The 26,299-nt window shown below is 69.3% G+C and carries 20 protein-coding genes; 6 read left to right on the top strand and 14 right to left on the bottom strand.

Annotated features, from left to right (window positions below; translation table 11 throughout):
* From NA11_RS20370 to NA11_RS20335, 9 genes are all read right to left on the bottom strand, one after another.
* Nucleotides 1-1,671 (bottom strand): bifunctional S-methyl-5-thioribose-1-phosphate isomerase/methylthioribulose 1-phosphate dehydratase, encoded by a 1,671-nt coding sequence (locus NA11_RS20370; protein WP_069163539.1) that lies wholly within the window; start codon nucleotides 1,669-1,671, stop codon nucleotides 1-3.
* A gap of 100 nt (nucleotides 1,672-1,771) precedes the next feature.
* Nucleotides 1,772-2,113: a DUF1330 domain-containing protein gene (locus tag NA11_RS20365; protein ID WP_069163538.1), complete on the bottom strand. Its 342-nt coding sequence runs from the start codon at nucleotides 2,111-2,113 to the stop codon at nucleotides 1,772-1,774.
* Between the two features lie 104 nt (nucleotides 2,114-2,217).
* Entirely contained in the window at nucleotides 2,218-4,530 is a 2,313-nt protein-coding gene (locus NA11_RS20360; protein WP_069163537.1) for an arylsulfatase, read from the bottom strand.
* 127 nt (nucleotides 4,531-4,657) lie between these two features.
* Nucleotides 4,658-4,864 carry a hypothetical protein gene (locus NA11_RS44910; protein WP_141717723.1) on the bottom strand — a complete coding sequence of 69 codons (207 nt, stop codon included), beginning with the start codon at nucleotides 4,862-4,864 and terminating at the stop codon, nucleotides 4,658-4,660.
* Between the two features lie 146 nt (nucleotides 4,865-5,010).
* Nucleotides 5,011-5,769, bottom strand: coding sequence for a class I SAM-dependent methyltransferase (locus NA11_RS20355; RefSeq protein ID WP_069163603.1), 759 nt, complete (start codon nucleotides 5,767-5,769; stop codon nucleotides 5,011-5,013).
* Between the two features lie 96 nt (nucleotides 5,770-5,865).
* The gene (locus tag NA11_RS20350; RefSeq protein ID WP_141717722.1) at nucleotides 5,866-7,602 is read right to left on the bottom strand and encodes an NTP transferase domain-containing protein; all 1,737 of its coding nucleotides are present in this window, start codon (nucleotides 7,600-7,602) and stop codon (nucleotides 5,866-5,868) included.
* A 102-nt stretch (nucleotides 7,603-7,704) separates the two neighbouring features.
* Nucleotides 7,705-8,448, bottom strand: coding sequence for a VOC family protein (locus NA11_RS20345; protein WP_069163536.1), 744 nt, complete (start codon nucleotides 8,446-8,448; stop codon nucleotides 7,705-7,707).
* A 62-nt stretch (nucleotides 8,449-8,510) separates the two neighbouring features.
* Nucleotides 8,511-8,807, bottom strand: a complete 297-nt coding sequence (locus tag NA11_RS20340; protein WP_069163535.1) for an MGMT family protein — start codon at nucleotides 8,805-8,807, stop codon at nucleotides 8,511-8,513.
* A gap of 4 nt (nucleotides 8,808-8,811) precedes the next feature.
* Nucleotides 8,812-9,597, bottom strand: coding sequence for an alpha/beta fold hydrolase (locus tag NA11_RS20335; RefSeq protein WP_281197021.1), 786 nt, complete (start codon nucleotides 9,595-9,597; stop codon nucleotides 8,812-8,814).
* 87 nt (nucleotides 9,598-9,684) lie between these two features.
* Here NA11_RS20335 and NA11_RS20330 point away from each other — a divergent pair, with 87 nt between their 5' ends.
* Complete coding sequence (locus NA11_RS20330) at nucleotides 9,685-13,557, top strand: PD-(D/E)XK nuclease family protein (protein WP_069163600.1); 3,873 nt, start codon at nucleotides 9,685-9,687, stop codon at nucleotides 13,555-13,557.
* A 100-nt stretch (nucleotides 13,558-13,657) separates the two neighbouring features.
* Entirely contained in the window at nucleotides 13,658-17,566 is a 3,909-nt protein-coding gene (locus NA11_RS20325; protein WP_069163599.1) for an ATP-dependent helicase, read from the top strand.
* Here the strand turns inward: NA11_RS20325 and NA11_RS20320 are convergent.
* Nucleotides 17,523-17,936, bottom strand: a complete 414-nt coding sequence (locus NA11_RS20320) for a DoxX family protein (protein ID WP_069163534.1) — start codon at nucleotides 17,934-17,936, stop codon at nucleotides 17,523-17,525. The two genes, NA11_RS20325 and NA11_RS20320, sit on opposite strands and share 44 nt — an antisense overlap.
* A 139-nt stretch (nucleotides 17,937-18,075) precedes the next feature.
* Here NA11_RS20320 and NA11_RS20315 point away from each other — a divergent pair, with 139 nt between their 5' ends.
* Both NA11_RS20315 and nudC read left to right on the top strand, forming a co-directional pair.
* A complete protein-coding gene (locus NA11_RS20315; protein ID WP_069163533.1) occupies nucleotides 18,076-19,131 on the top strand; it encodes a potassium channel family protein in 1,056 nt (351 codons plus the stop codon).
* A gap of 43 nt (nucleotides 19,132-19,174) precedes the next feature.
* Nucleotides 19,175-20,077 carry an NAD(+) diphosphatase gene (gene nudC / locus NA11_RS20310; RefSeq protein WP_069163532.1) on the top strand — a complete coding sequence of 301 codons (903 nt, stop codon included), beginning with the start codon at nucleotides 19,175-19,177 and terminating at the stop codon, nucleotides 20,075-20,077.
* Nucleotides 20,078-20,179: 102 nt separating this feature from the next.
* Here nudC and NA11_RS20305 read toward each other — a convergent pair whose 3' ends face one another.
* Together NA11_RS20305 and NA11_RS20300 are read right to left on the bottom strand one after the other, a co-directional pair.
* A complete protein-coding gene (locus NA11_RS20305; RefSeq protein ID WP_141717732.1) occupies nucleotides 20,180-20,410 on the bottom strand; it encodes a mycoredoxin in 231 nt (76 codons plus the stop codon).
* Between the two features lie 34 nt (nucleotides 20,411-20,444).
* Nucleotides 20,445-21,665: a low temperature requirement protein A gene (locus NA11_RS20300; RefSeq protein WP_069163530.1), complete on the bottom strand. Its 1,221-nt coding sequence runs from the start codon at nucleotides 21,663-21,665 to the stop codon at nucleotides 20,445-20,447.
* 51 nt (nucleotides 21,666-21,716) lie between these two features.
* On the opposite strand from NA11_RS20300, the gene NA11_RS20295 reads away from it, so the two are divergent.
* Together NA11_RS20295 and NA11_RS20285 are read left to right on the top strand one after the other, a co-directional pair.
* Nucleotides 21,717-23,891, top strand: a complete 2,175-nt coding sequence (locus NA11_RS20295; protein WP_141717731.1) for an ATP-dependent DNA helicase UvrD2 — start codon at nucleotides 21,717-21,719, stop codon at nucleotides 23,889-23,891.
* A 585-nt stretch (nucleotides 23,892-24,476) separates the two neighbouring features.
* Nucleotides 24,477-24,800 (top strand): WhiB family transcriptional regulator, encoded by a 324-nt coding sequence (locus NA11_RS20285; protein WP_141717721.1) that lies wholly within the window; start codon nucleotides 24,477-24,479, stop codon nucleotides 24,798-24,800.
* Between the two features lie 160 nt (nucleotides 24,801-24,960).
* On the opposite strand, the gene NA11_RS20280 is transcribed toward NA11_RS20285, so the two are convergent.
* Nucleotides 24,961-25,572: a helix-turn-helix domain-containing protein gene (locus NA11_RS20280; protein ID WP_218023352.1), complete on the bottom strand. Its 612-nt coding sequence runs from the start codon at nucleotides 25,570-25,572 to the stop codon at nucleotides 24,961-24,963.
* A 296-nt stretch (nucleotides 25,573-25,868) separates the two neighbouring features.
* Nucleotides 25,869-26,297, bottom strand: coding sequence for an SSI family serine proteinase inhibitor (locus NA11_RS20275; RefSeq protein ID WP_084654840.1), 429 nt, complete (start codon nucleotides 26,295-26,297; stop codon nucleotides 25,869-25,871).
* Nucleotides 26,298-26,299 lie beyond the last annotated feature (2 nt).

The following is a 26,299-nucleotide window of genomic DNA, read 5'->3' as shown; positions in this document are numbered from 1 at the left end:
TCATTCCAATCTCGAGGGACTCGTCGCGCGAGCGAAGGGCTGTCGGCGCCCGGTGCGGGCGATCAACTCGCACAGGGCCTCCAGGCATTCCGCGCGATCGCGCGCCTGGGCAAGATTCTCCCCCCATGTGGTGATCCCGTGGCCCGCGACGCACAGGACCGGGGGCGCGTCGGGGTGTTCGAGGAGATAGCGCTCGATGTCGGCGCCGATGCGCGGCACCTCGGGCCAATTGGGGAAGACCGGGATGTCGATGGCCGCGGGATCCTTGCTGCCAAGCCCTTTGATGAGCTCGTAGTCCGTGATGCGCAGCATTGTCAGCTCGCCGGGCGCGCCTGCTCGGGTCGCCAACGCGGTGGCGTACGGCGGATGAATGTGCACGACCGCCTGTGCGGTGGTGGCCCGATAAGCCGCGGTGTGAATCGTGGTCTCCGCCGAGGGTTTCCGGCGCTGCGTCGCGACCGGCGCCGAATCCGCCACCCGCACGGTCACCATGTCGTGCTCGGTGAGTTCGCCTTTGGACAAGCCACTTCCGGTGATCACGGCGGTGTCGCCGGTCCGCACCGAGATGTTGCCTGCAGTGCCCGGCATCCATCCACGCTGGTAGAGCTGACGTGAGAGATCTGCGATTGCCTTGCCTGGCAACGGGTCTGCTGCGGCGTGGCCAGATGTCGCGAGCGCGGTGCCGTGCACGACGCCCAACTCGGTGACGACCGCCGTCACCAAATCGGCAGGCGTCACATCGAACGCGGGGTTGAAGGCCTCGGTCCCCGCCGGAGCCGTTGCGACACCGCCGAATCCGGTGACTTCGGCCGCCGCCCGTTCCTCGACGACGATGTCGCGCCCGGTCGCGGTGTTCGGATCGCGGGTCGATTCCGGCGCGACCACGATGAACGGGATGCCGTGATGCTTGGCCGCGAGCGCGACGGCGTAGGTGCCGATCTTGTTCGCCACATCGCCGTTGGCCGTGACCCGGTCGGCGCCGACCAGCACACAATCGACCTGCCCGGTCGCCATCGCCCATGCCGCCGCGGAGTCGATGGTCAGCCGGTGCGGGATGCCTGCCTCGGCCAGCTCCCATGCGGTCAGCCGCGCGCCTTGGAGCAGCGGCCTGGTCTCGTCGACCAGCACGTTCTCGATCGCGCCGCGCTCGGCAAGCACCCGCATCGCGCCGATCGCGGTGCCGAACGCGCTCGTCGCGAGCCGTCCGGTGTTGCAGTGGGTGAGCACGCGCAGCGGCCGGTCCTGGCACAGTCGCTGCACCAGGTCGGCGGCATGCGTGGCGGCGGCCCGGTTGACCCGGCCGTCCTCGGCGAGCATGTCGAGGGTTTCGGCGAGCACGGCATCGGCGCCTTGCACGATCTTGCCGCGCACCCGCCGCACCGCCCACGCGAGGTTCACCGCGGTCGGCCTTGCGTCCGCGATGCGATCCGCGTCGGCCAGCGCGCCCGCCTCGTCGACGACCCCGCCGACAGTGCGCGCGGCGGTGGCGATGACCACGCCGAACGCGCCCGCGATGCCGATGGCGGGCGCACCGCGAATCGCGAGCGTCTGGATGGCCTCGATGACCTCGTCGACCGTGCCGAGCCGCAATTCGCGCACCTCGTGCGGCAGTCCGCGCTGGTCGATGGTGACCAGCGCACCGTCGTCCCAGATCAGAGAACTGTCGTCCATCAGGCAAATCCTTCGTCGCGTACCGCTGTGTTGTGCCTGGTCAACGGTATCGGACGGAGACTGTCCTCGGAAAATCGGTCAAGGGTGCAGGACAGGCCGGTTACCCGGTCTCGGCGCGCAGCTTCGCGGCCCGCTCGCGCGGGTCGTAGTTCGGCCCGACACCGTCGATCAACAACAGATCGCCCTCGATGTGATCGGTGCGCAGGTGCAGGATCTCCTGGTAGTCGGCGGAGTGGTACCACGCACGCGCCGTGTCCAGATCGGGGAACTCGAGGAGCACCATGGATCCGGGCCAGCTGCCCTCGATCACCTCGACCGGCGGACCGTGAATCACGAAGCGCCCGTGGAACGGATCCAGGGTGTCCTGAATGCGCTCCAGGTACTCGAGGATATCGGCGTGCGGCGTGCGGACGCGCAGATGCGCGAAACCATAGGCGGGCATGGGCGTTTCCCTTGTTCGGCGACGTCGCCGAACCGCGACGCCGTTCCGAACGTATGCCGCGCGCACGGGCCGGACAATTACCGCCGAGGTAAGCGCGGACTCGACTACTCCGCAACGAATTCCGCTTCTCGCTCCACCGCTTCGATGGTGCCCGTCGGAACTCGGATCGGGCCGGGAGTGTAGGTCACGGCGCGCAGGGCGCCGGAGTAGCGGAAGGCGCCGCGGCGCGCGCGGAGCTCCCACGACACCGGCCCGCGGGCGTCGATACCGACGGAGATGCCGGTCCACGGCGACATGCCGACCAGTTGCACCTGGTCACGGAGTTCGGCCACCCGGGTGCCGTCGACATCGATCCCGAAATCCCAGCGCAGCCGCGGGCGCACCGTCGCCGACACGGTGATGCGGCGGATGCCGGGCTCGAGCGGTCCGGTCGACACCGCGGCGTAGCTGCCGTAGCTGTTCACCCCGAACGTCAGCCAGCCGTCCTCGAGGTAGAGCAGATAGCCGCCGAGCGGATCACCGTGTGCGACAAGGACTCCCTCGTCGCCGGGACGGTAGTCGGCCAGGTCGGCGGTGATCGTGAAGTCCCGGTAGGCGATCAGTCGCTGGGACCGATACCGCTCCAAGGTCGGCGTGCCTGGCAGCAGCCGAACCGGGTCGCTGAACCTGGCTTCCTCTGGCCGCCTGCGCGCCAGATCTTGTCGGGTGAGCAGCGGGAAAACGGTATTGGCCCATGCGGATTCGTCCCAGGCGGCGGCCAGTTCGGCGGCCTTGTCCGGGAATTGTGCCGAAAGATCGTGCAGCTCGGTCGGATCGGCGCGGACGTCGAACAGCTGCCAGTTCGGTGCGTCGACATCGGCGCCACGCTCGTGCAGGGACAGCAGTTTCCAGCCGTCGCGATAGAAGCCGCGATGTCCGGTCATCTCGGAGTACTGCTCGGTGTGCTTGGTCGCCGCTTGCGGGTCGCGCAGCAGCTCGGCGGCGGAGACGCCGTCGAAGTCCTTGGCGGGCAGTCCGTTACGGACGCTGGGTCGGCGTAGGCCGGCCAGCTCGAGCAGGGTCGGCGCCAGGTCGGTGACGTAGGCGTATTCGTGCCGGATGCCGTTGTCGTCGGCACGGCGCGGCAAACCCTTCGGCCAGGACACCAGCAGAGGTACCCGCACGCCGCCCGCGAACGTCTGGCCCTTGTAGAAGCGGAACGGCGTGTTCGACGCCTGCCCCCAGCCGCGCGGGTAGTGCACGCCGAGCCGCGCGGTGCCGATCAACTCCTCGTCGTGCGGGACGTCGCCGATCCAGTCCTGGTCGTCGATGTGCGCGAATTCGGCGAAATACGAGCGGGTTCCCTCCGGACCGCCCTCGGCGGTGCCGCCGTTGTCGGAGGTGAACACCACGATGGTGTTGTCGAGTTCGCCGAACTGCTCGAGGGTGTCGAGGATGCGGCCGAGGCTCTGGTCGATGCTGTCGACCATGGCCGCGTACACCTCCATGTATCGGGCGAAGCGCCGCTGCTGTGCCTCGGTCAGCGAATCCCATTCCGCCGCTTCGTAGCCCGGCTCGGTGTTGCGCGGCTTCTGTTCGGTGCCCGGCGGGAACAGGCCATGCGCGAGCTGCGCGGCGAACCTGCGCTGCCGCAGTGCGTCCCAGCCCTCGGCGTAGCGGCCGCGGTACTTGGCCAGGTCGGCGGGCTTGGCCTGCAACGGGCCGTGCATGGCGACGTGCGCGAAGTACAGGAAGAACGGTTTGGCCGCGTCGTGTGCGCGCAGATCCTTGAGATAGGAGATCGCTTTGTCGGTCAGGTCATCGGTCAGGTAGTAGCCCTGCGGATACTCCTCGACGTCGACGACGGAACTGTCCGACACCAGCTGGTTCGGGTAGTAGAACGAATTCAGGCCCTCCAGCGAGCCGTAGTAGCGGTCGAAGCCGCGCTGAGTCGGCCACGAATCCCGATGCGCCGCCGGGTTCATCGTCGCGTCGCGCACCAGGTGCCATTTGCCGACCGCGTAGGTCGCGTATCCGTTGTCGCGCAGGATCTCCGGCAACGTCAGCACATCGTCGGCGAGTTCGAGGCGCAGGCCGGGATAGCCGGGGTCGGCGTTGGCGACGAAGCCGAAACCTGCACGATGCGAGTTGATTCCGGTCAGCAGCGCGGCGCGCGACGGCGAGCACAGCGGGGTGGTGTGGTAGTTCGTCAGCCGGACACCGCGCGCGGCAAGCCGATCCAGGGTCGGCGTGTCGATCTCGGAGCCGAACGGGCCGATATCGCTGTATCCCATGTCGTCGACCAGCACCACGATGATGTTCGGTGCGTCGGGGGGCGCCGTCGGCGGATAGGTCCACTCGGGGGTGGAATCCGTGGTGGTGCGTCCGATGGTTCCGGCGAAGGATTCGTAGCCGCGCGCATGCGAGGGGACAGGCATCGTCCCAGTAATCCGCAGCGCGGGCCCGATGACCAGCCTTTCACGCACGCTGCGCGGAACGTGCCGCGACGGACACCCGCGCGGCCGCCGGTTCGTCGTTGAACCGGCGGCCGCACGTGTAGATCAGTTAGTTGTGGCCCATCCTGCGCTGGTCGTCACTGCGCCGATCGTTCGAATCGGTCTGGCGCTGGCCCATGCGCTGGCCCTCTGAATTCGCGCCGGTGCGGTTCATTCCCTGATTCTGGTTCTGACCCTGCCCTTGGCGCTGTTGCTGCTGCTGCCGATCCATCTGCCTCGGCGCTTTCTTAGGCGCGTTCTTCGACTTTTCAGCCATCTCCACTCGGTCCTTTCCGGGGATTTGATATTCGCCTAACCTCACCCACACTAGCGAGGTGACACCAATTCCGGAAGGGAAAGTGAAAAATGCGGGTTACACCGGCGATCCTGAGTGTTTCCGCAGGTAGAAGCATTGATGACGTGTCAATTTTTGCGGGCTTCGATTAGAAATCTGGTCGAGTGGGCGACGAATGGGCCATTCGCTTCGATCTCGTCGTGCAGCGTCCGCAGCCGGTCCAGGTATCGGTCAACGGTGAAGTCGGGAACCATCCACGGCACCTTCCTGAGGAAGTAGGTGACCGCGCCGATATCGCCGAACTCGACGCGCAATCGTTCGTAGCGAAGGTCGACGACATCGAGGCCTGCCTGCGTTGCGGCCGCGCGATCGTCCGCCGGATTGCGCCGCCGCCGAATTTCCTCGGGCTGTGCGCCGATAAAGTATTCGACCAGCTCGAAAACGCTTGCATCGCCGACATGTTGCGCCAAATATGTGCCCGAAGGGCGCAATACCCTGGCGATTTCCGCCCACCAGACGGTCACCGGATGGCGGCTGGTCACCAAGTCGAACGCGTTGTCGCCGAACGGCAATGGCGGTTCATCCGGGTCGGCGACCACCACGGCGCCGAGCGGGTGCAGCAACTGCGTCGCCTTCGCGACGTTGGGCGGCCACGACTCGGTGGCCACCATGGTCGGCGGCAGCTGCCCCGCTCCGGCGAGCACCTCGCCGCCGCCGGTCTGAATATCCAGCGCCGCACCGACTTTCCCCATGCGTGCACCGATCAGCCGCTGATACCCCCAGGAGGGCCGCTGCTCGCTCGCCCGCCCGTCGAGCCAGCCGAAATCCCAGCCTGCCACCGATACGGCAGCGGCCTCCGCCACCAGATCCTCGAAGCTCCGTCCCATATCCCGATTGTTGCCGAGTGATTGCCGGAGCAGCAACAGGTTTCCCACCGGCGGCGATAGCGCCGGTCTATCGCGGTGTCGACCTGCTGCCGCTGTTCAGCGCGGCAGTGGCAGGAACTCGACCGTCGCACCGTCAACGGCGTCGGCGGGGACGATGACCAGACCGTCGCGGTCGATGAGCCCGCCGAGATGGGCGGTGCGGATGTTCGGGTCGCCGAGCCAGCCGCCCTGCGGCGCGAAGGACGCGGGGACGATCCTGGCGACGGTCCCCGAGATCTCGGCGGCATTGTGCAGGGGGCCGAGCAGCGCTCGCCCCGGTGCACCACCGGTGCGTCCCGCCACCACGGCGGGCGCCAGCGCCATGAGGGTCGCGATCGCGGCGAACGGATTACCGGGGAGGCCGAGAACCGTGGTGCCCGTGGCCAACTCGGCGACAATCGTGGAGCCGCCAGGCCGCAGCAGCAGCCGCTGCACCAGGACACGGGCCTGCGCGCGCGTCACCGCGGCACGGAGCTGGTCGGCCGCGCCGCCGCCGGTCGCGCCGACGATGACAAGCAGGTCGCATTCCGGTGCGGCGCCGAGCACTTCGTCGAACCCGTTCGGGGTGTCGCGCAGATGCACCCGATCGGTGGTGCGAATCCCGTACCAGGACAGCAGATCCGGCAGAATCGGCCCGATCGAGTCCCGGGTCTGACCCGCGTGCAGCGGGCCCTCGCTGCGGATCTCGTCCCCGGTCATCACGATGCGGGCCCGGACCGGCCCGCGCACCGCCGCCGTCGTCACCTCGACACTGGCCGCCGCCGAGATCAGCGCGGCGGTCACCTTGGCGCCTCGCGGCGCGACCAGATCGCCGGGCGCGCGATCCTCGCCGCGGCGGCGCACATCGTCGCGGATCGGGGTGTCCGGTAGTCGGTGCAGGCTGTCATCGCTTGCCACCCTGACGAATTCGTCGCGGACCACACTGGTGGTGCCGTCCGGGACGTGCGCGCCGGTCGCGATGCGCACCGCCTCGCCGGGCAGCAGCCCGACCGGGCGTTGCCCGCCCGCGAACCCGATGTCGCGGCGCAACCGCCACGGACCGTCGCCCGCCACCGCGTAGCCGTCCATCGCGGAGACGTCGAAGCGCGGCAGCGGTCCGGCCGCGGCCACCGCCGCCGCGAGCGCGGCGCCATTGACCGAGCGCAGCTCAGCGGTGTAACTGGTGAGCCGGGAAAGGTTGTCGCGCAGGATGGTTCGTGCCGCATCCAGCGCGAGCGGGCGAGCAGGCGCGGCCGCGAGCGCGCGGGCCTGCCGCACCGCCTCCTCGGTATCGCAGTCCGCGACGCCGGGCAGCGCGATGATCGCCGAATCGGCGGGAATCAGCGCCTTCATCGGCTGATTGATCGGCGAACCGAGCCGGTCGAGCGCGGCGCTCAGCGCGCTGCGCCGCCACACCCCGATCAGATACTGCGGCCTGCCCGACTCGTCCGCCGCGAACACCGCGTCGGCGCCGGATTCCGTGGCGTGCCTGATCAATTCGGTGATCGACCAGGCCGACAGGAACGGCAGATCGGCCGCGAGCACCACCACCAGCGACGCTGTACCGCTCGCGCGCAGCCCTGCACCGATCGCCGCCACCGGACCCGAACCGGGTGGCACCTCACGGACCTGCCCGATCTCCGGCGCCAGCTCGGCTCGATGCGGTCCGACCACGACGATGTGTGCACACGAGGCGGCGGCGGCCAATGCCGCGTCGAGCATGGTGCGGCCCCCGATGACGATCGCGGGTTTGTCGACACCGCCCATGCGGCTGGCCCGTCCACCGGCGAGCACGATCGCGTCGACGGGGATCACCCAGCACAACCTCGAGCAAGGTACAACATGGCGGACATGCTAATTCGTCGCCGCCGCGAACCAGGGAGGCGGACCTGGTGCCCGCCGCGGAAAGCGGTCCAGCTAGACGATCGAGCAGTCGTGCGCCGCGCGCAGCACGCAGAACTCGTTGGTTTCCGGATCGGCGAGGCTCAGCCCCTGCTCGGGATTGCGGACGTCCCGTTCGCTCGGCACGGCGCCTGCGGCGCGCAGCCTGGCCACCTCGGCGGCGTGGTCATCGAACGACGTCAGATCCAGATGGATCAGATTGGGACCCGACTTCTGCTCGGGGGTGCGCACGAACTCCAGCCAGGAGCCGAGCCCGGTCGCCGATCGCAGGCCCGCCCACCGCTCGCCACCGTGCGCGACCGGCCAGCCGGAGGCGGCCGACCAGAATTCGGCGAGCCGCACCGGATCACGGGTGTCGACCACGATGGCGGCGACGGCGCCGGTGTCCACATATTCCTCGCGCGGCTCCAGCACGCAGAACTCGTTGCCCTCGGGATCGGCGAGCACGACCCACGGCACCGCGCCCTGTCCGATGTCGACCCGGCGGGCGCCGAGTGCCAGCGCGCGATCGACCTGCACGCGTTGATGATCGAACGAGCGACTGGCCAGGTCGAGGTGAATCCGGTTCTTGCCCTGCTTGGCTCGGGCCGCAGGGAGGAAGGTGAGGGCCAGATCGGCGCCGTCGGGGTCGGGTGCGGCCACGTCCACTTCATCCGAGCGGTCGATGGTCACGGCCCAGCCCAACAGCTCGGCCCAGAAGTCCGCGACGAACCGCGGCCGGTCTGCATCGAACACGACACACGCCAGGCGGGTGGACATGACTCAACGGTAACCGGCGGGCGGCTCGCCGCGGGTGCGTTTACCGATTCGGGCCCTGGGCGCTAGGGCAGCGGAAAGCGTGCCGCGCGGATGTTCACCCGTCCGTCCTGGATCGGCACTCCTTCGAGGGCCAGCAGGCTCAGCTGGCGGTGGGCCAGGTGTGCGGCGGGCTTGCCGCTCGCGCCGATCACCCGGTGCCAGGGCAGGTCGGCGGAGTCGGTGCGCATGATCCAGCCGACCGTGCGCGGCGTGGACAGCCCGGCGGCCGCGGCGATGTCGCCGTAGGTGACCACCCGGCCTGGCGGGATGGCCGCGACGAGCGCGCGCACTCGCTCGACCTCGGCGTCGGTGGTGGCCATCGATTCAGAGCGCCGCTCGGATCAGTGCGGCCGTCTCGGCCGGAAGTGCTTGGGCGATCATGTGATCGCAGTCCCAATCGTGCACGGTGAGATTCGCACCGAGGTGTTCGCTGAGCGCGGCACGGAACGCGGGCGTGACATACGGCGGCTGCACCTTCGTCGCCTGCACCAGCACGGTAGGCAGATCGGCGGGTGGCAGCACGAACGGGCGCGCGAGCTGTCCCCAGTACGAGGTGACGGCGGCCAGGTTCATCCGCCAGCCGAGTCGGTCGCCCGTCGTCGGCACCAGATGTTCGGCGAGCTCGGCTTCGAGCAGCTCCGGAGCGACGTCGCCCCATGCGCTGGCCAGCTTGTCTTCGCGGGCTCGCGCGATCGTCGGATAGTCGGGCGAGGCCAGCATCGCGTCGGCGATGGGGCCGAGCCGCTCCGGTTCTACCGCGATGGCCGGGTCCAACAGCACCAGCTGCCGGACCAGGTCTGGTCGCCGATGCGCGAGATGCAGCGCACTCGCACCGCCGAACGAGTGCCCGACCACGGTCACCGGATCGGTGGTGTGCGCCGCGAGCACCTCGACGAGATCGTCGACGATCGTCTCGAAGGTCCACGGCGGCAAGCTGCTCGACCGGCCGTGTCCACGCAGGTCAGGTGCGATGACCTGGACATCGGGAAGATGGTTGGTTGCCAGGTCTTCCCAGCGTTTGCCGTGACCGGTGACACCGTGCATGGCCAGCACCGTCGGTCCGGAAGCCGGGCCGAATCGATAGACATGAAGAGCAGACACGGGGTCCAGTTTGCCCTGCGTCCGCAACACCCGTTGGGCGAGTCGCCGGAGGCGTGCGTCGGCGTGTCGGTCGTGTCTGTTGCAATAGCCCGCGTGGTGCGATCGGATAGCGCGGTGCGACTTGTTCGCCGGAACGTGGCGGCACCCAGGCCGCGCGCCTGGGGAGCCGACGTTCGCGCGCTGTTCGATGCCGCTGCCATGGCAGGGCCGACCCGTCCTGGGTGGCGACCCTGGCAGGTGCTCGGCGGACCAGGCACGGGCAAGACAGCCCTGCTCGTCGATCTCGCGGCTGACCGCATCGCGGCCGGTGCCGATCCCGAATCGGTGCTGGTGCTTGCCCATTCGAAGCAGGCGGCCAGCACCGCGCGTGATGCCATCACCGCACGCCTTGCCGGTCCCGACGCAGAGGGCGGCGTGCCCGGTGCGACCAGGGAGCCGCTGGCGCGCACCCTGCACTCCTATGCCTTCTCGGTGCTGCGCAGACACGCCATCGCGCACGGCAATCCGCCGCCGCGTTTGCTGACCGGTGCCGAGCAGGATGCCGTGCTGCGCGAAATGCTGCGCGGTGACCTCATCGACATCGCCGCAGGCGCGGACGGCTTGTGGCCGGAACGCCTGCAGCCAGCGCTCCCGCTCGGCGGGTTCGCCGAACAGTTGCGCGATCTGATGCTTCGCGCCACCGAACGTGGGCTCGGGCCAGAGGATTTGGTGCACCTCGGCCGCGAGCACGGTAAACCGGAATGGGTGGCGGCGGGTAAATTCGCGGTGCGCTACGAGCAGACGATGCTGTTGCGCTGGTCGGTGGGCGTTGAGGCGCCGGAAGCGACGGCGCCGGCGCTGGACGCCGCCGAATTGGTCGGCGCCGCATTGGACGCGCTGGCCGGCGACGCGAAACTGCTTGCCGCGGAACGGGCGCGGATCCGCTACCTGCTGGTCGACGACGCCCAACATCTCGATCCGCAGGCCGCGATGCTGGTCAGGGCGATCGGGCACAGCGCGCACACGACGGTGGTCGCGGGCGACCCCGACCAGGCGATCTTCGCCTTCCGCGGCGCGGACGCGCGCTTCGTCGGCGACCTGGACGTGCCGGACGGGCAGCGAATCGTATTGTCCGACAGCCATCGTGCGGGCGGGGCGGTGCGATTGGCGGTCGCCAGGGTCGCGGCCAGGTTGCCGGGCAGTGCGCCGCAACGCTTTTCGCTGCCGAAACGGGCCGATCACCCGGAGGACGACGGCACCGAGGTGCGCGTGCGGGTGCTCGCCACCCCGGCGAAGGAGGCCGCCCTCATTGCCGATCACTTGCGGCGGGCGCATCTCACCGGCGGGGTGCCGTGGTCGCGGATGGCGGTGATCGTCCGGTCGGTGCCGTTGTCGTTGCCGCCGTTGCGGCGCGCGCTGCTGGCGGCAGGGGTGCCGGTGCAGCAACCCGCGCTCGATACGCCGCTGGCGCGGCGGCGTGGTGCGGCCTGGATGCTGCTGTCGTTGCGCGCGGTGCTCGCGGGCGAGGCCCCGCGGCGCGGCGGGCGGCAAGCAGCGGAACCGGCGTTCACACCGGACGATGCGCTCGATCTGCTGGCCGGTCCGTTGGGTGGCGCCGATCAGATCACGCTGCGGCGGTTGCGGCGCGGCGTGCGGCGCAGCGTGCTCGAGTCCGAACGGAACAGACGGTCGGTGCAAGGCGCGCCGGCGACCGTGCCGGGTGTCGATGACGCCGAATGGGATGGGCCGGAGCCGCCACCCGAGGACGAGTACTCGGAGCGGCCGCCGGACGAGGCCGATCAGGTAGTCGAAAGCTCGGAACGGAACTCGGGGCTGCCGGAACCGACGCCGGGAAATCTGGAGCGAGCCGCCGACGACGCCGATTGGTATGGCGTAGAACCGGACTGGGTGCCCGAAGAACCCGAATGGCGTGGTGGCGAGCCGGAAGAAGACAGTGCCGATGCGGCGGTGGCGCCGCATGCCGATGCCGAAAGCTCTGTCGCCGAAACCGGCGAGCCCGCCGACAGTGCCGAAGCGCCTCCGGCGCCTCGCGCCGCTGTCGAAAGCTCGGACGAAGGAGGTGACGAGGCTGCCGATAGCGCTCCGCCGATCATCCTGCGGCACGGCATCGATCAGTCCTCCGCGGAGGTGCTGCGAGATCTGCTGATCGGCGCCGGCGACCCGGCCATCCTGGAGCGGCTGACCGATGTCGAGGCGGCACCGCTGCGGCGGGTGCTCGACGCGTTGGCGCGAGCGCGCAAGGCGCGCACGCGCGGTGCCGGCCTGGAGGACGTGCTGTGGGCGCTGTGGACCGGTGCGCGACTCGAGCGGCGCTGGGTCGCGCAATCCGAACGCGGCGGTGCGGTCGGCATGCAGGCCGACCGTGACCTCGACGCCGCCGTCGGACTGTTCGATGCCGCGGCGAGTTATGTGGACCGGCTGCCGCGCGCGAGCATCGAAGGCTTCGTGGAATACCTGACGCAACAGGAGATTCCGAACGACTCGGCGCCGCGCACCGCGCCGAAGGAGGCCGTCGCACTGCTCAGTGCGCACGCCGCAGCGGGCCGGGAATGGGACGTCGTCGCGGTCGCCGCTGTGCAGGAAGGGATTTGGCCGAATCCCCGGCCGCGCGGCACGCTGCTGAACACCGAAGACCTGGTCGACCTCACGGCGGGCGTCATCGACGCCGGTGAGCAGGTGAGCCGTGCGGCGCCGATCCTCGCCGAGGAGCGCAGGCTGTTGCTGGTCGCGTGCAGCAGGGCGCGGCGTTCGCTGCTGGTCACCGCCGTCGAATCGGTCTCGGGGGAGCGGGATCTGGTGCCGTCGCGGTTCCTCGCCGAACTGCTCGGGCACGACGAGGACGGCGAACCCGGCGCGCTGCCGATCGCCGACCCCGGTCGCGCGCTGGTCATGCATTCCCTGGTTGCCGAATTGCGCGGCGCGGTATGCGATCCCGAGTCCGACTCCGATCGCAGGCAGCGTGCGGCGCATCAGCTGGCCAGGCTGGCCAGTGCCGGCGTGCCTGGCACGCATCCCGACGACTGGTACGGCACCGCCGAATTGAGTTCCGCGCGTTCGCTGTGGGACGAGGACGAGACCGCGGTCGGCCTTTCGCCGTCCACCGTTGAGCTGTTGCGCACCTGCCCGCTGCGCTGGGCGCTGGAACGCCACGGCGGCACCGACGGCGACAACCCGCACGCGGTCAAGGGCAACCTGGTGCACACGCTGGTGCAGGCGCTGGCGGGCCGGGTGCCGGAGGCGCAGGTGCGTGCCGCGCTCGACAAGGCGTGGCAGTCGGTCGATCCCGGCTCCGGCTGGCATTCCCGGCAGGAGCTGCGTCGCACCGAGACCATGCTGGAGACCTTCATGGCGTGGGTGCGCAACACCCGCGGCGAACTCACCCAGGCCGGCGTGGAGGTGCCGGTCGACTGCGTGCTGCCCGCGCGCACCGAAGCCGAGCGGGACGTGCGCATCCGCGGCCGGGTGGACCGGTTGGAGCGGGATGCGCTCGGCCGCTTCGTGATCGTGGATGTGAAGACCGGCAAGTCGCCGGTCACCAAGCAGGCGGCGGTCGATCACGCACAGCTGGCGACGTATCAGGTGGCCGCCGCGCTGGGCGCGCTCGACGCGGCCGCGGCGGACGCGCGCGCGGACGACGAAACCGATCCGGCGGCAGCCGATTCCGGCGAGCCGACCCTGGACGCCGCCGAATCGGGTTCGGATGCAGCGGAATCCGGCGCCCTCGGCGAACCAGGCGGCGCCCGCCTCGTCTACGTCGCCAAGCCGAGCAACAAAGAGGGCGCCACCCAGCGCATGCAGCCGCCGCTGGACGCCGAAGCGCTCGAGACCTGGCGCGAAACCATCCACGATGCCGCCGCCGCCACCGAAGGGCCGAGCTACCTCGCCATGCGCAACGACGGTTGCCGCCACTGCTCGGTCGCGGGCAGCTGCCCGGTCCAGGACACCGGCAGGCAGGTGACCGACGAGTGATCATCGCCCGAGCCGACGGCCGCAGGCTTTTCGATGCCGCACCCGCCATGTGGTGTGCGGGAGATCGACCGTGCTGCCGCCGTGGGCAGGGGGTGAGTTCTTGACTGGCGAACGGGTTTCCCCGCATCAGCTGGCCGAGGCGCTCGGGTTGCCGCCGCCGACCGATGAGCAGGCCGCCGTGATCGCGGCACCGCCGGGGCCGACGCTTGTCGTGGCCGGGGCCGGGGCGGGCAAGACCGAGACGATGGCCGCGCGCGTGGTCTGGATGGTGGCCAATCGGCTCGTGCTGCCCGATGCGGTGCTCGGTCTGACGTTCACCCGAAAAGCCGCGCAGCAGTTGACCGCTCGCATCCGGACCCGGTTGGCCCGGTTGGCAGGCGCGCCGCTGCTGCGCGACCTCGATCCGTCCGGGCAGCTGCGGGCGCAGCTGTCCGGCGCCGAGCCGGAGATCAGCACCTACCACTCGTACGCGGGCAGGCTGCTGACCGAGCACGGGCTGTTGCTGCCGGTGGAGCCGTCGGCGACGCTGCTCACCCAGACCCAGCTCTGGCAGCTCGCGCACCAGGTCGTGCGCACCTGGGACGGTGATCTGGACACCGACCGCACGCCGGTCTCGGTCACCGAGGCGATCCTTGCCCTGTCCGGGCAGCTTGCCGAGCACCTGATCGAGCCCGAGCAGCTGGCCGAGGCGCACACCGAGCTGGAGAAGCTGGTGCACACCTTGCCCGCGGGCCCACGCCAGCGCGGCGGACCGAGCCAGGCCCTGCTCGGCATTCTTCAGGTGCAGCGCGAACGCGTCGCTCTGCTCCCGCTGGTGCAGCAGCTGGCGGACGCGTTGCGTCGCCGCGGCGCCTTGGATTTCGGCGCCCAGATGTCGCTGGCCGCCCGGCTCGCCGCCGAACATCCCGAGGTCGCCGCCGCCGAACGCGCCCGCTTCGGCCTCGTCCTGCTCGACGAGTATCAGGACACCGGCCACGCCCAGCGAGTCCTGTTGGCCGCCTTGTTCGGTGGTGCCGGACCCGCCCCTGGCATCGGCCGACGATTGGCGGGGGAAGTGTCTGCGGGCACTGCACGCCAAGCGCGACAGGCCGACATCGGAGGCCAGGCCGAGCGCGGCGACCCGCCAGGCTCCTCGCGTCAGGCTGGGCGTGGGGAGAAGTCTGGCGGGCGGCAAAGTGCCAGGAAGGCAATCGATGCTGATCAGCAAGGCGCGGTCGGGCAGCGGTTGGCGGTGACCGCGGTCGGCGATCCGATGCAGTCGATCTACGGGTGGCGCGGGGCGTCCGCCGCGAACCTGCCCCGATTCGCCACCGACTTTCCCAGCGCGCCAGGCGTTCCCGCACCGACGCTGCCGTTGCTGACCAGTTGGCGCAACCCGCCCGAGGCATTGGCGCTGGCCAATCTGGTCGCGGAACCGTTGCGGCGCAGGGCCCTCGACGGCGGCGGGGTGACGGTCGACGCGCTGCGGGCGAAACCCGATGCGGGTCAAGGAATTGTTGCGCTGGCGTTGACCGAAACTGTCGCCGACGAAAGGGAGTGGCTCGCCGTCCGGATCGCCGAGGAATGGGCGGTGCGGCGTGCCGCGGGGGAGCCGCCGCCGACCTCAGCGGTGCTGGTCCGGCGCAACGCCGATGCGTCGCCGCTCGCGGAAGCCCTACGCGCCCAAGGCTTGCCGGTCGAGATCGTCGGGCTCGGCGGCCTGCTCGCCACCCCCGAGGTGGCCGATATCGTCGCCACGCTGCGTTTGATCGCGGAACCGGGTGCGGGCAGCGCCGCGATGCGCGTGCTCACCGGCGCGCGCTGGCGGATCGGTGTTGCCGATATCGCCGCGCTCGCGCGTCGCGCGCGCACCCTGTCGATCAGTCGCTTCACCAGCGGTGACGCGCCGGAGATCACCGACTCCAGCACGCTGGCCGAGGCCTTGCGCGAGGTGGCGCCGGAGCCCGCCGAGCAAGCGGGGCTCGCCGACGCGATCGCCGATCCCGGTCCGCGCGACCAGTATTCGGAGGCGGGCTTCGCCAGGATCGAGGCACTGAGCCGGGAGCTGGCCGCCCTCCGCGAGCGCAGCGGGCAGTCGTTGGCGGAACTGGTCGCCGATGTGGAGCGCACCATCGGGGTCGGCGTGGAGACACAGGCCCGCCGGGCGATGGCAGGCACGGGTGCCGGCCGCGAACACCTGGACGCGTTCGCCGAAGTGGTCGCCGGATACGCCGCCGATTCCGGTGCGGCGCTGAGCGGGCTGCTGTCGTTCCTCGCCGCCGCCGAATCGGTCGAAAACGGGTTGGAGCCAGGCGAAGTCGAGGTCGCCAAGGATCGGGTGCAGGTGCTGACGGTGCACGCGGCGAAGGGGCTGGAGTGGGAGATCGTCGCGGTTCCGCACGTGGTGCGCGGCGTGTTCCCGTCGGGCACCGCATCGGGCACCTGGCTCGGCGCCCTCGCCGAACTCCCGACCACCCTGCGTGGCGACCGCAAACAGGACGACGCGGAGGAGGGTGTCCCGGTCCTCGACCTGGCCGACCTGTACGACCGCGCCGACCTGGAAGGCGCGATCAAGTCACACAAGGAATCCCTCGAACGCCGCCGCATCGACGAGGAACGCAGGCTCTTCTACGTCGCACTCACCAGAACCGAACGGGTACTGCTCGTTTCGTCGCACTACTGGGCCGAAACCGGCACCTCGCCGAAGGGGCCCTCCGACTTCCTGCTCGAACTGAAGCACGCAGGCGAAGCCGAGGGCAGCCCCGCCAACGGCGCCATCGACATCGCCCGCTGGGACGACCCGCCTGCCCACGACGCGGTGAACCCCTTCACCGACAACCCCGCCACCGCCGAATGGCCCCGCGATCCCCTCGGCAACCGCCGCGACCCGATCGAGCAGGGTGCGGCATTGGTTCGCGCCGCACTGGCCGAGTTGCGCGCCAAGCCCGCGCTCCCGCGTGCGCAGCATGCCGATCCGGGAGACAGTCTTTCGTCGGCGCATGCCGACCTGGCCTCGGAAGGCGTTGCGGCCGTGCAGGACACCGGAGACGCTGGGCTCGAGGCCGCGTTCCCCGAGCCGGACGTGCTGCCTGAGCCGCCAGACGATATGCCGCCCGACCCGATGGACAACGCACCATACGTCGACCACGCAGACGCCGCATCTCCCGCAGCGGACGAGCCGCTCGCCTACCTGCCACCGGACCCGCTCGACGATGCCGTCTCCGAGGACGACATCGCCTTCGCCGCAGCGGAGTTCGGCTACTGGCCGGACCCCGTCAACGCACCACCGGATCCGGACGACCCCGACGGCTGGGCCGCCGACGTCGACGCGCTCCTTGCCGAATTCGAGTCCGAGCAAGCGGCCGCCGAGGAGGTCGAGCTGCCCGGCCAGATCGCGGCCACCGCGCTGGTGGAGATGCGTGCCGATCCCACGAAACTCGCTGCCCGCCTGCGTCGCCCGCTACCGTTCCCGCCGAGCCCGCTCGCCCGCCGCGGCACCGCCTTCCACGCCTGGGTGCAGCGCTGGTTCGGCGCGACCCGCCTGCTCGGCCTCGACGAGCTCCCCGGCGCGGCGGACAGCACCGCCGCCGACGCGCACATCGATGACGAGCTGACCGCGATGCAGGATGCGTTCCTGAGCTCCTCGTGGGCCAACCGCAGCCCGATCGATGTGGAGGTCCCGTTCGAAACATCGTTGGCGGGCACCGTGATTCGCGGCCGGATGGACGCGGTGTTCGCCGAGCCTGGCGGCGGCTGGATCGTGGTCGACTGGAAGACCGGCGCCGAACCGACGCCCGCCGAGGAGTCAGCGGTCGCCATGCAGCTCGCGGTCTATCGCCTGGCCTGGGCCAGGCTGATGGCGGCCAGGGAGGGCAAGCCGGAACCGGAGATGCTCGAACGCATCAGCGCCGCTTTCCATTACGTACGCACCGGGCGCACCATCGCGCCTACCAGCCTGGCCGGTCCTGCCGAATTGGCCGACCTGATCAGGAGTTCCGCGCCGAGCGGCTCACCTTCAGCGCCTGCGTGATCAGCGGGATCTGCAACGGCAACCGGAGGATCGAGCCGATCTTGATCACCCGCGGCACCTTCTTGTTGTCCAGCAGGTCGACCGTCATTTGCACGTTCGCCGGGAAGACGGCGATGAACAGCAGCGCGGCCAGCCGCCCGCCGAGCCCGCGGGTGCGCGGGACGGTCAGCGCCGCGGCGACGCCGAGCTCGGCGACACCGGAGGCGTAGGTGTAGGTCCTCGGCTCGCCAGGCAGGTACTTCGGCACGATCGAATCGAAGGGCTTGGGCGCGACGAAATGCAGCACACCCATCGGGAACAACAGCGCGGCCAGGAACAGTGCGGGCCGCCGCCCGGCGACGCGCACGGGAGCGAGTGCTTTTTCTGCCATGAGGCACCCTTACATTTCTCGGGTGTTCGCGTCGAGACCGGGTCTGGTCGCGGCCACCGGGTAGGCTCCGGTGCTGTGCCGGAGGGACAAGCGAAGCCGGGGGCTGCCGACTCGACGATGACCAGGGTGGGAGAGTTCGGTGTTCGGTGAGCGCGCACGTTCCCTCGGGCTGTCGAATCGCCCGCATTTCGCGCTGGTCGGTGTGCTCCGCATCCCGGAAGTTCAGACCAGCCCGTGGATTTCACTCACGCGCCGGGTGCTGTTCGCGATCGGGTTGCTGTTCGGCGCCGCCCTCGTCGTCTACATCGGCAGGGACGGCTACCGGGACAATTCGGGCGACCCGCTCTCGTTCCTCGACGCGTTCTACTACGCGACGGTGTCGCTGTCGACCACCGGCTACGGCGACATCGCCCCGATAACGCCAGAGGCGCGGCTGGCCAACATCATCATCATCACCCCGCTGCGCGTCCTCTTCCTCATCGTTCTCGTCGGCACCACTCTCGGCGTGCTGACGGAACGGTCTCGGCAGGCTTTCAAGATTCAGCGATGGAGGCACAGCGTGCGCAATCACACCGTGGTCGTCGGGTACGGCACCAAGGGTCGTACCGCGATCGACGCCATGCTCGGCGACGGCATCCAGCCCGCCGACATCGTGGTGGTCGACACCGAGGTGGTCGCGCTGGAGGCGGCCGCGAACTCGGGCCTGGTGACGGTGCACGGTTCGGCGACCCAGTCGGACGTGCAGCGGCTGGCCGGTGTGCAGAACGCGTCCTCGGTGATCGTCGCGACGAACCGGGACGACACCGCGGTGCTGGTCACCCTCACCGCCCGCGAGCTGACCAAGAGCGCCAAGATCGTGGTCGCGATCCGCGAGGCGGAGAACACCCACCTGGTCCGGCAGTCCGGCGCCGATTCGGTGGTGGTGTCCTCGGAGACCGCGGGCAGGCTGCTCGGCATCGCGACCACAACGCCGTCGGTGGTCGAGATGATGGAAGACCTGCTGACCCCGGAGGAAGGCTTCGCGATCGCCGAACGCGAGGTGGAAACCTCGGAAATCGGCGGCTCGCCGCGGCATCTGAGCGACATCGTGCTCGGCGTGGTGCGCGCGGGCGTGCTGGCTCGGGTCGGCGAGCCGGAGGTCGACTCGCTGGAGGCGGGCGACAAGCTGCTCTACATCCGCCGTACCACCAAGTAACCCACGCCGGGGCGTCGCCCGGTCGGCGCGATAGTCTCGATGCGTGCCGGCCTTTGAGCTCAATAGTGTTCCGCTGCTGTCCCGTTCCGCGCTCGATCGTGCCGAGGAGACGCGGGCCGACGCCAAGGCGCTGCAGGAGGGCTGGCGCGACGCCAAACTGCTGCGGGTGAACTCCCGCGGTCAGGTGCGGTTCGAGAACGGCGCGCTCATCCTGGACAAGGCGATCGAGCTGTCCGCCGAGCCGAGCCCCGCCGCGGTGTTCCTCGGTGTCGACCGCGGCACCCAGCTGTGGGCCGTACGCGATCGGCAGCTGCAGGGCTCGCTGACCGATCTGCGCGGCATGACGAACTCGGTCGACGACCTCACCACCAGCCTGCTCTCCACCGCCGTCGCCCTGCTGAACTGGCACGACAAGGCAGGCTTCAACGGCGCCGACGGCACGGTGACCACCTCGACCAAGGGTGGCTGGTCGCGGGTTACCGAGAGCGGCTACGAGGAGTTCCCCCGGATCGATCCCGCGGTGATCTGCTTGATTCACGATGGCGGCGAGCGGGTGCTGCTTGCGCGTCAGCACAGCTGGCCGCAGTCGCTGTTCTCGCTGCTCGCCGGGTTCGTCGAGGCGGGCGAATCGCTGGAGCGCTGCGTCGAGCGTGAGGTGAAGGAGGAGGTCGGCGTCGATGTCCGCGACATTCACTACCTCGGCAGCCAGCCGTGGCCGTTCCCTCGCTCGCTGATGCTCGGGTTCGCCGCGGTCGGCGATCCGGCGCAGCCGCTGGTCTTTTCCGATGGTGAGATCGCCGAGGCGCACTGGTTCACCCGCGCGGAGGTGCGCGAGGCGTTGGCCGTCGGCGACTGGTCGGCGCAGGGGTCGGGCGCGCGGTTGCTGCTGCCCGGCTCGATCTCGATCGCCCGCACGATCATGGAGTCCTGGGCCGCGCTCGACTGAGCGGCCGCCGACAGCGGTTCGCGCTCGACTGGGCGCTCGACGGCACTACAAAACCCGCGGCGGGTCCGAGGACCCGCGCGGTGGCGATGGACAGCGTGGTGATCAGGCCAGGGCGGCGAGCGCCTGCTTGACGGCGACCAGCGACGGATTGGTCGCGGTGGAGCCGTCGGCGAACTTCACCGTCGGCACCACATGGTTGCCGCCGTTGACGCTCCCCACGAATTCGGCCGATGCCGGATCTTGTTCGATGTCGATCTCGACGTAGCTGATACCGGCCTCGTCCAGCTGCTTCTTCAGCCTGCGGCAGTAGCCGCACCAGGTGGTCGAGTACATCGTCAGGTCGGGCGTCGCGTCAGTCACGGACCATTCAACGCCGTCTGGGCCGCCGGTGTTCCTTCCTCCACACACCGGCGGCACGGGTCTGCCACAGGACGGCCCAGCCGAACAGGACAACCACTCCGTAGACCAGTCCGAGCGCGCCGATGTGCGGGCCGAGGGCGCCGAGCACCACCGCGAGCACCGCACACGGCAACGGCCAGGTGAAAATCCAGCCTCGATCCGCGCCGCTTGTCGCACCGCCGATGCCGGTGATCAGGAAGTAGGCCGCTGCGCCGCCGCACAGTGCCCAGCCGATGCCGACGGATACATGCCCCTCCGCATGCCCGACGGCCAGGCCGAGACCTGCGGCGACCGTCGCGATCGCGCCGGTGATCCAGCAGTGCGTTGCCATGATGTACTGCCTCGGCACCGAACCGTCCGGATCCGCCCCCGTCATCAAGCGCGGCACGAAGCCGTACATCAGCGTCAGTGCCCACATGCTCACCAGCACCAGGAATGCGCCGAAGCCGAGCGCGAGCACCCGCCAATGCCACTGCACGGCGCCGACCGCGCCGATCACCGCGATGAAACCCTCGCCGAGCACGATGATCACGTACAGGCCGAGGCGTTCGCCGAGATGCGCCGAATCGACGTGCAGCGCCTTGACTTTCGGTGGTTCGACGTCCTTGAAGCGGCGGGAGCCGCGCACCCGCCGGTCGATGCCGTCCTGTGCGCGCGCCATCATCTGTTCGCCGGTGATCGCGAACATCAGCCACAGATCCAGCGCGAGGCCGAGCGCCCACAACCAGTACTTCCACGGTTCGGGCACCCAGATCGACGCGATCCACGGCACAACGCCGACCGACAGCTGCGCGATCGGCCAGTCGACCAACATCGCGCCTCGGCCCCACACCTCGCCTGCGACGGTGCGCACCAGGACGTAGACCACCGCGAAGGTGGTCGCGTGCCGTTCCGGGATGCCGGTGACCGCGCTCGCCATGAGACCGAGGCCGAGCATCGCCGCCAGCATCAGCGGAATCCTGGTCTTGTCGCGAGCGATGTTGCCGTACAACATCATGCACGCCCACGCCGTCCAGAAGGCCAGGTAGAGCAGCACGTACAGGGCGAAGTCGCCGAGCGTCGGGCCCCGGTGCAGCAGATAGGTGAGCTGGCCGATGCCCGCGACCGCGACGAGGTCGAAGAACAGTTCCATCCAGGTCGCGTGCCGGTCGGTCGGTTCAGCGTCGGTAGACGGCGTGTCGTGTGCCACGAGCCGACAGTATTGCGCGGGCCGCGAGAGTTGTCAGCGGGCACTGACATGATGGGTGCCGTGGCGCCAACCAGCACGCACCAACCGACCAGCCTCGAGCTGGATTCGCTCGACCCCGAACAGGCCGCCGCCGTGCGCGCGCCACGGGGTCCGGTGTGCGTACTCGCGGGGGCGGGCACCGGCAAGACCAGGACCATCACCCATCGGATCGCGCACATGGTGTCGGCGGGGCACGTGAAAGCGGATCAGGTGCTCGCGGTGACCTTCACCGCGCGGGCGGCCGGGGAGATGCGCAACCGGCTGCGCGCGCTCGGCCTCGGCGGCGAGGCGAGCCAGGTGCAGGCGCGCACCTTCCACGCGGCGGCGTTGCGTCAGCTCAAATACTTCTGGCCGCAGATCGTCGGCGACGTGCCGTGGCGGCTGATCGACGGCAAGTTCCCGCTCGTCGCGCAGGCGGCGCAGCGCGCAGGGCTCTCCTCGGCCACCGACAGCGTGCGCGACCTGCTGAGCGAAATCGAGTGGGCGAAGGCCTCGCTCATCGCCCCGGAGGACTATCCGGGGCAGGTGGCCAAGCAGCGCCGCGAGACGCCGTACGACGCGCTGCGGGTGGCCGAGGTCTACGCGGGCTACGAAAAGCTCAAGGCCACACCGGACGGCCTGCTGCTCGATTTCGACGATCTGTTGTTGCACACCGCAGCGGCCTTGGAGGACTACCCGGCCGTCGCCGACGAATTCCGCGGTCGCTACCGCAGTTTCGTGGTCGACGAGTACCAGGACGTCACCCCGTTGCAGCAGCGGGTGCTCGACGCCTGGCTCGGCGACCGTGACGACCTCACCGTGGTCGGTGACGCGAACCAGACGATCTACTCGTTCACCGGGGCCACCCCCGGCTACCTGCTCGACTTCTCGCGGCGCTTCCCCGACGCCACCGTGGTCCGCCTGGAACGCGACTATCGCTCGACACCGCAGGTGGTGTCGCTGGCCAACCGGGTGATCGGGGTGGCACGCGGCCGGATCGCGGGCACCAGGCTGCAGTTGGTCGGCCAGCGCCCCGATGGTCCGGAACCGGCCTTCGCCGAATACGACGACGGTCCCGCCGAGGCCACCGCGGTGGCCAGGTCGATCAAGCGGCTGATCGACGCGGGCACCCCCGCAGCCGAGATCGCCGTGCTCTACCGGATCAACGCCCAGTCCGAGAGCTATGAGCAGGCGCTCACCGAGCGTGGCATTCCCTATCAGGTGCGTGGTGGGGAGGGCTTCTTCTCGCGTCCCGAGGTCAGGCAGGCCGTCTCGGTGCTGCGCCAGGCCGCGTCCCGCGAGGACCTGCCCGTCGAATCACGCAGCGGCACCGCACTGGTCACCCTGGTTCGGGCGGTCCTCGCCCCGGTCGGGCTGACCGCGCAGGAGCCCGCGGGTGCCCAGGCGCGGGAGAAGTGGTCGTCGCTGGTCGCGCTGGTCCGCCTGACCGAGGAACTGCTCGATCACGACGCGGACCTGGATCTGGCTGGCCTGCTGCGCGAGCTGGCCGCACGCGCCGAGGCCAGGCACCCACCGACGGTGCAGGGCGTCACGCTGGCCTCGCTGCACGCGGCGAAGGGTCTGGAGTGGGACGCGGTCTTCCTGGTCGGTCTTGCCGACGGCACGCTGCCGATCGCGCACGTGCTCGCCGACGACGGTTCGGTCGGCGACGAGGCGGCGCTCGAGGAGGAACGCAGGCTGCTCTATGTCGGCGTGACCAGGGCACGCGAACATCTCCAGCTGTCATGGGCGCTGGCCCGCGGCGAGGGCAAGCGACGCACCCGGCGCCGTTCGCGCTTCCTCAACGGGCTGGTCCCCGACGATTCGCCGGCCTCGCGGATCGCGGCGCCGCTCGCCGATACCGCGCCGAAGGGCATTCGTCCGTCCTGTCGAGTGTGCGCGAAACCACTCATCGGGACCTATGCGACAATGCTCGGGCGCTGTCGGCGCTGCCCGGCGGAGCTCGATGTCGAGTTGCTTACCGCGCTGCAGGAGTGGCGTTCGGAGAAGGCACAGGCGCTGCAGGTGCGGGAGTTCGTGATTTTCACCGACACCACGCTCACCGCGATCGCCGAACAACTCCCAGGTGACGACGCCGCGCTGGCCGCTATCGCGGGGATCGGCGCGAAGAAGCTCGACCAGTACGGCGCGGACGTGCTCGCGATCATCGCGTCACGGCTGCGCGCAAGACCCCAAAACCGCAGGTAGAAAATAGGTTGTCCCCACCGGCGAACTTGCCTAAGGTGGGTTTTACGCACTGGGAGGTCATCCCGGCGCGCATAGTCACCGACACACTACGAGATATGGAGGGAGGCAGACGTGAACACAAATTTTGATCTCAGCGCCATCGACGTTGCGGTGAATTCACCCATGTCGGCCTCCCGGGGGATCCTCGCTTTGCAGGGGATCGGTCTGTCCGGAATCGGTGCGTTCGGCACGCAAGCGAAACTCACGCTGATGCATGCCCCCGTCTGCACCGTCATTACGGACAAGCCAAGCGCCGAAGGCTGGCACCCGTCTGTCTCCAAGCAGGCAGATGACGTCATGGCAGTTCACGCCGGTTATGAGCCGGCGGTACTGCAGGCAGCACGCCTCCGCACCGCAGACCCAGCGACCGTGATCAGGACTCGACAGAGATGTCGAATACCTAGGTAGGGAATCTCCCTCCCAGACCTCCTGGCCACGGATCGCACAACGCGAAACCGTGGCCAATCTTTTTCGGCCCTTCAGCCAACGGCACCGGTTTCGCGGACAACACAACGAACCGCTGCAAACGAGCTGAAGGAGAACGACGTGTTCACCGCCCAGGAATGGCCACAAGCCACTGCTGACGTGACATGCCGAACCGTGGCGCCGACTACCCGGGCCAAGGAGGTCAACAAGGTTCTGCCTTGCCGAGCCGGAGATCCCGATCTCTGGTTCGCCGAGAGCCCCAACCAGTTGGAGCAGGCCAAGGCGCTCTGCGCGAGCTGCCCCATCCGCAGGGGCTGCTTGAGCGCGGCCATCGATCGGCGTGAGCCGTGGGGTGTCTGGGGTGGTGAGATCTTCGAACAGGGGGTCGTCATCGCTCGCAAGCGCCCGCGCGGACGCCCGCGCAAGGTCGCGGTCCCGGCATGAAACCGGGAGTGACTTCCCTCCCTCCGGTCGATGTGCTCGATTCGGTTGGTCCTGACACGGGCCGAGCCAACGAACGAGAAAGCAGACGAACCGCTCACCGTAGCCCGGTGGGCGGCTCGTTTGCGTTGTGCTGCAGTGGTTTCGGGGATGAGTATGGGGATCAGGTTCGCGGTGGCCGGTGGGGTGCCCTGCGGACCGTCAGCCCGTCGGCGACGGCGAGCAGCAGTGTTGTGGTGTCGTCGGCGTGCGCCCACCAGCGGTGGCGCACGCCCGCGGCGCAGTAGTAGGAGTCTCCGGTGGACAGGGTCACCTCGGTGCCGTTGGCGGCCAGGGTGATCGTCCCGGAGATCACATAGATCAATTCGTCGTTCTGATGGGTGAATTCGCGGGCGCCCCGCTCGGTTCCGCCGGTGAACTCGAGCGCGCGCAGGTCTCTTCTGCCGTGCACCAGTGAGCGCACCGAGCCGTCCTGCCCGGGATCGTCCTGGTCGAGCCTGCCTTCGCCGGCCCGGACGAGCACCGATTCCGGCGCCGTGTCGGCGGCCGCGAGCAGTTCGATCGCGGTGGTGTCGAGCGCGTCGGCGATGCGTTGCAGCGAGCGCAGGCTCGAATTGGTTCGCCCGTTTTCCAGCTGGCTCAGGAAGGACTGGGACAGCTCGGTTTTCGCCGCAAGCGCGGCCAGTGTCAGCCGCGCCGCCCTTCTGCGGTCGTGCACTACCCGGCCGAGCCCCGGCCAGCGCACGGGGTCGCCGCTTTGGTTGCCCACACTCACCCAACTTCTTGTTCGCTCTGCCCATTGTCGGCCGCTATGCGCCGGATCACGGCATTAGCCTCACGGTAATCAGAAGGCTTCCGATTCATCAACGCCCGTGGCCCGGAAATCGGAAAATCCGCACCCTTCAATAATCCGCACCCCCCTCTAGCTGCGCTTAAGCGCAGCGGATGCGGAAAGATGCGGACCGAGGGTGATCTCGAAGCGATCAGTCCCGCGCGGTTGCTGCTGGGTGGCGGGTGGCAATGACCGTGCGCGTCGCCGAAACCAGGTCGGGCGCTAGGCCTTCGGTGCTCTCAGAAGTCGAAGACCGAGACGGTGGTTGCGCGCAGCACGCATTCGTTGGAGAACACTCCGCCGTCGGCGATGGGTTCGCCCTGCCAGGTGCCCGCGATGGTGGCCACGTACGGCACGAAGTCCTGTGGGCACAGCGGCGGTTCGGCGTACTCGGCGAGCGAGCGAATGCTGCCGCGGGAGGAGGTCAGGCTGCGGCACGCCGCCTGTGCTTGCGGATGCGTGCCGCCGATCTCCGGCGCGCACGTCAGCGTGACAGTGCGTTTCCCGAAGACCAGGCTGAGGGACGCGCCACGTCCAAGCGTGAGCTCCATCGAAGAACTTGCGCCGGCGGCCGCAGGTGCCGTAGCCACCGTCAACGGTGACATCAGCACCACAACGGTCGCGATCGACACACCGACGACCCGTGCGGTGTACGAAATGATGATCACCC

Origin of the sequence: Nocardia altamirensis NBRC 108246, assembly GCF_001612685.1 — a bacterium.
Classification (GTDB): domain Bacteria; phylum Actinomycetota; class Actinomycetes; order Mycobacteriales; family Mycobacteriaceae; genus Nocardia; species Nocardia altamirensis.
Note: the sequence above shows the minus strand (reverse complement) of the source record. Positions and strands in the feature narration are given on the sequence as shown.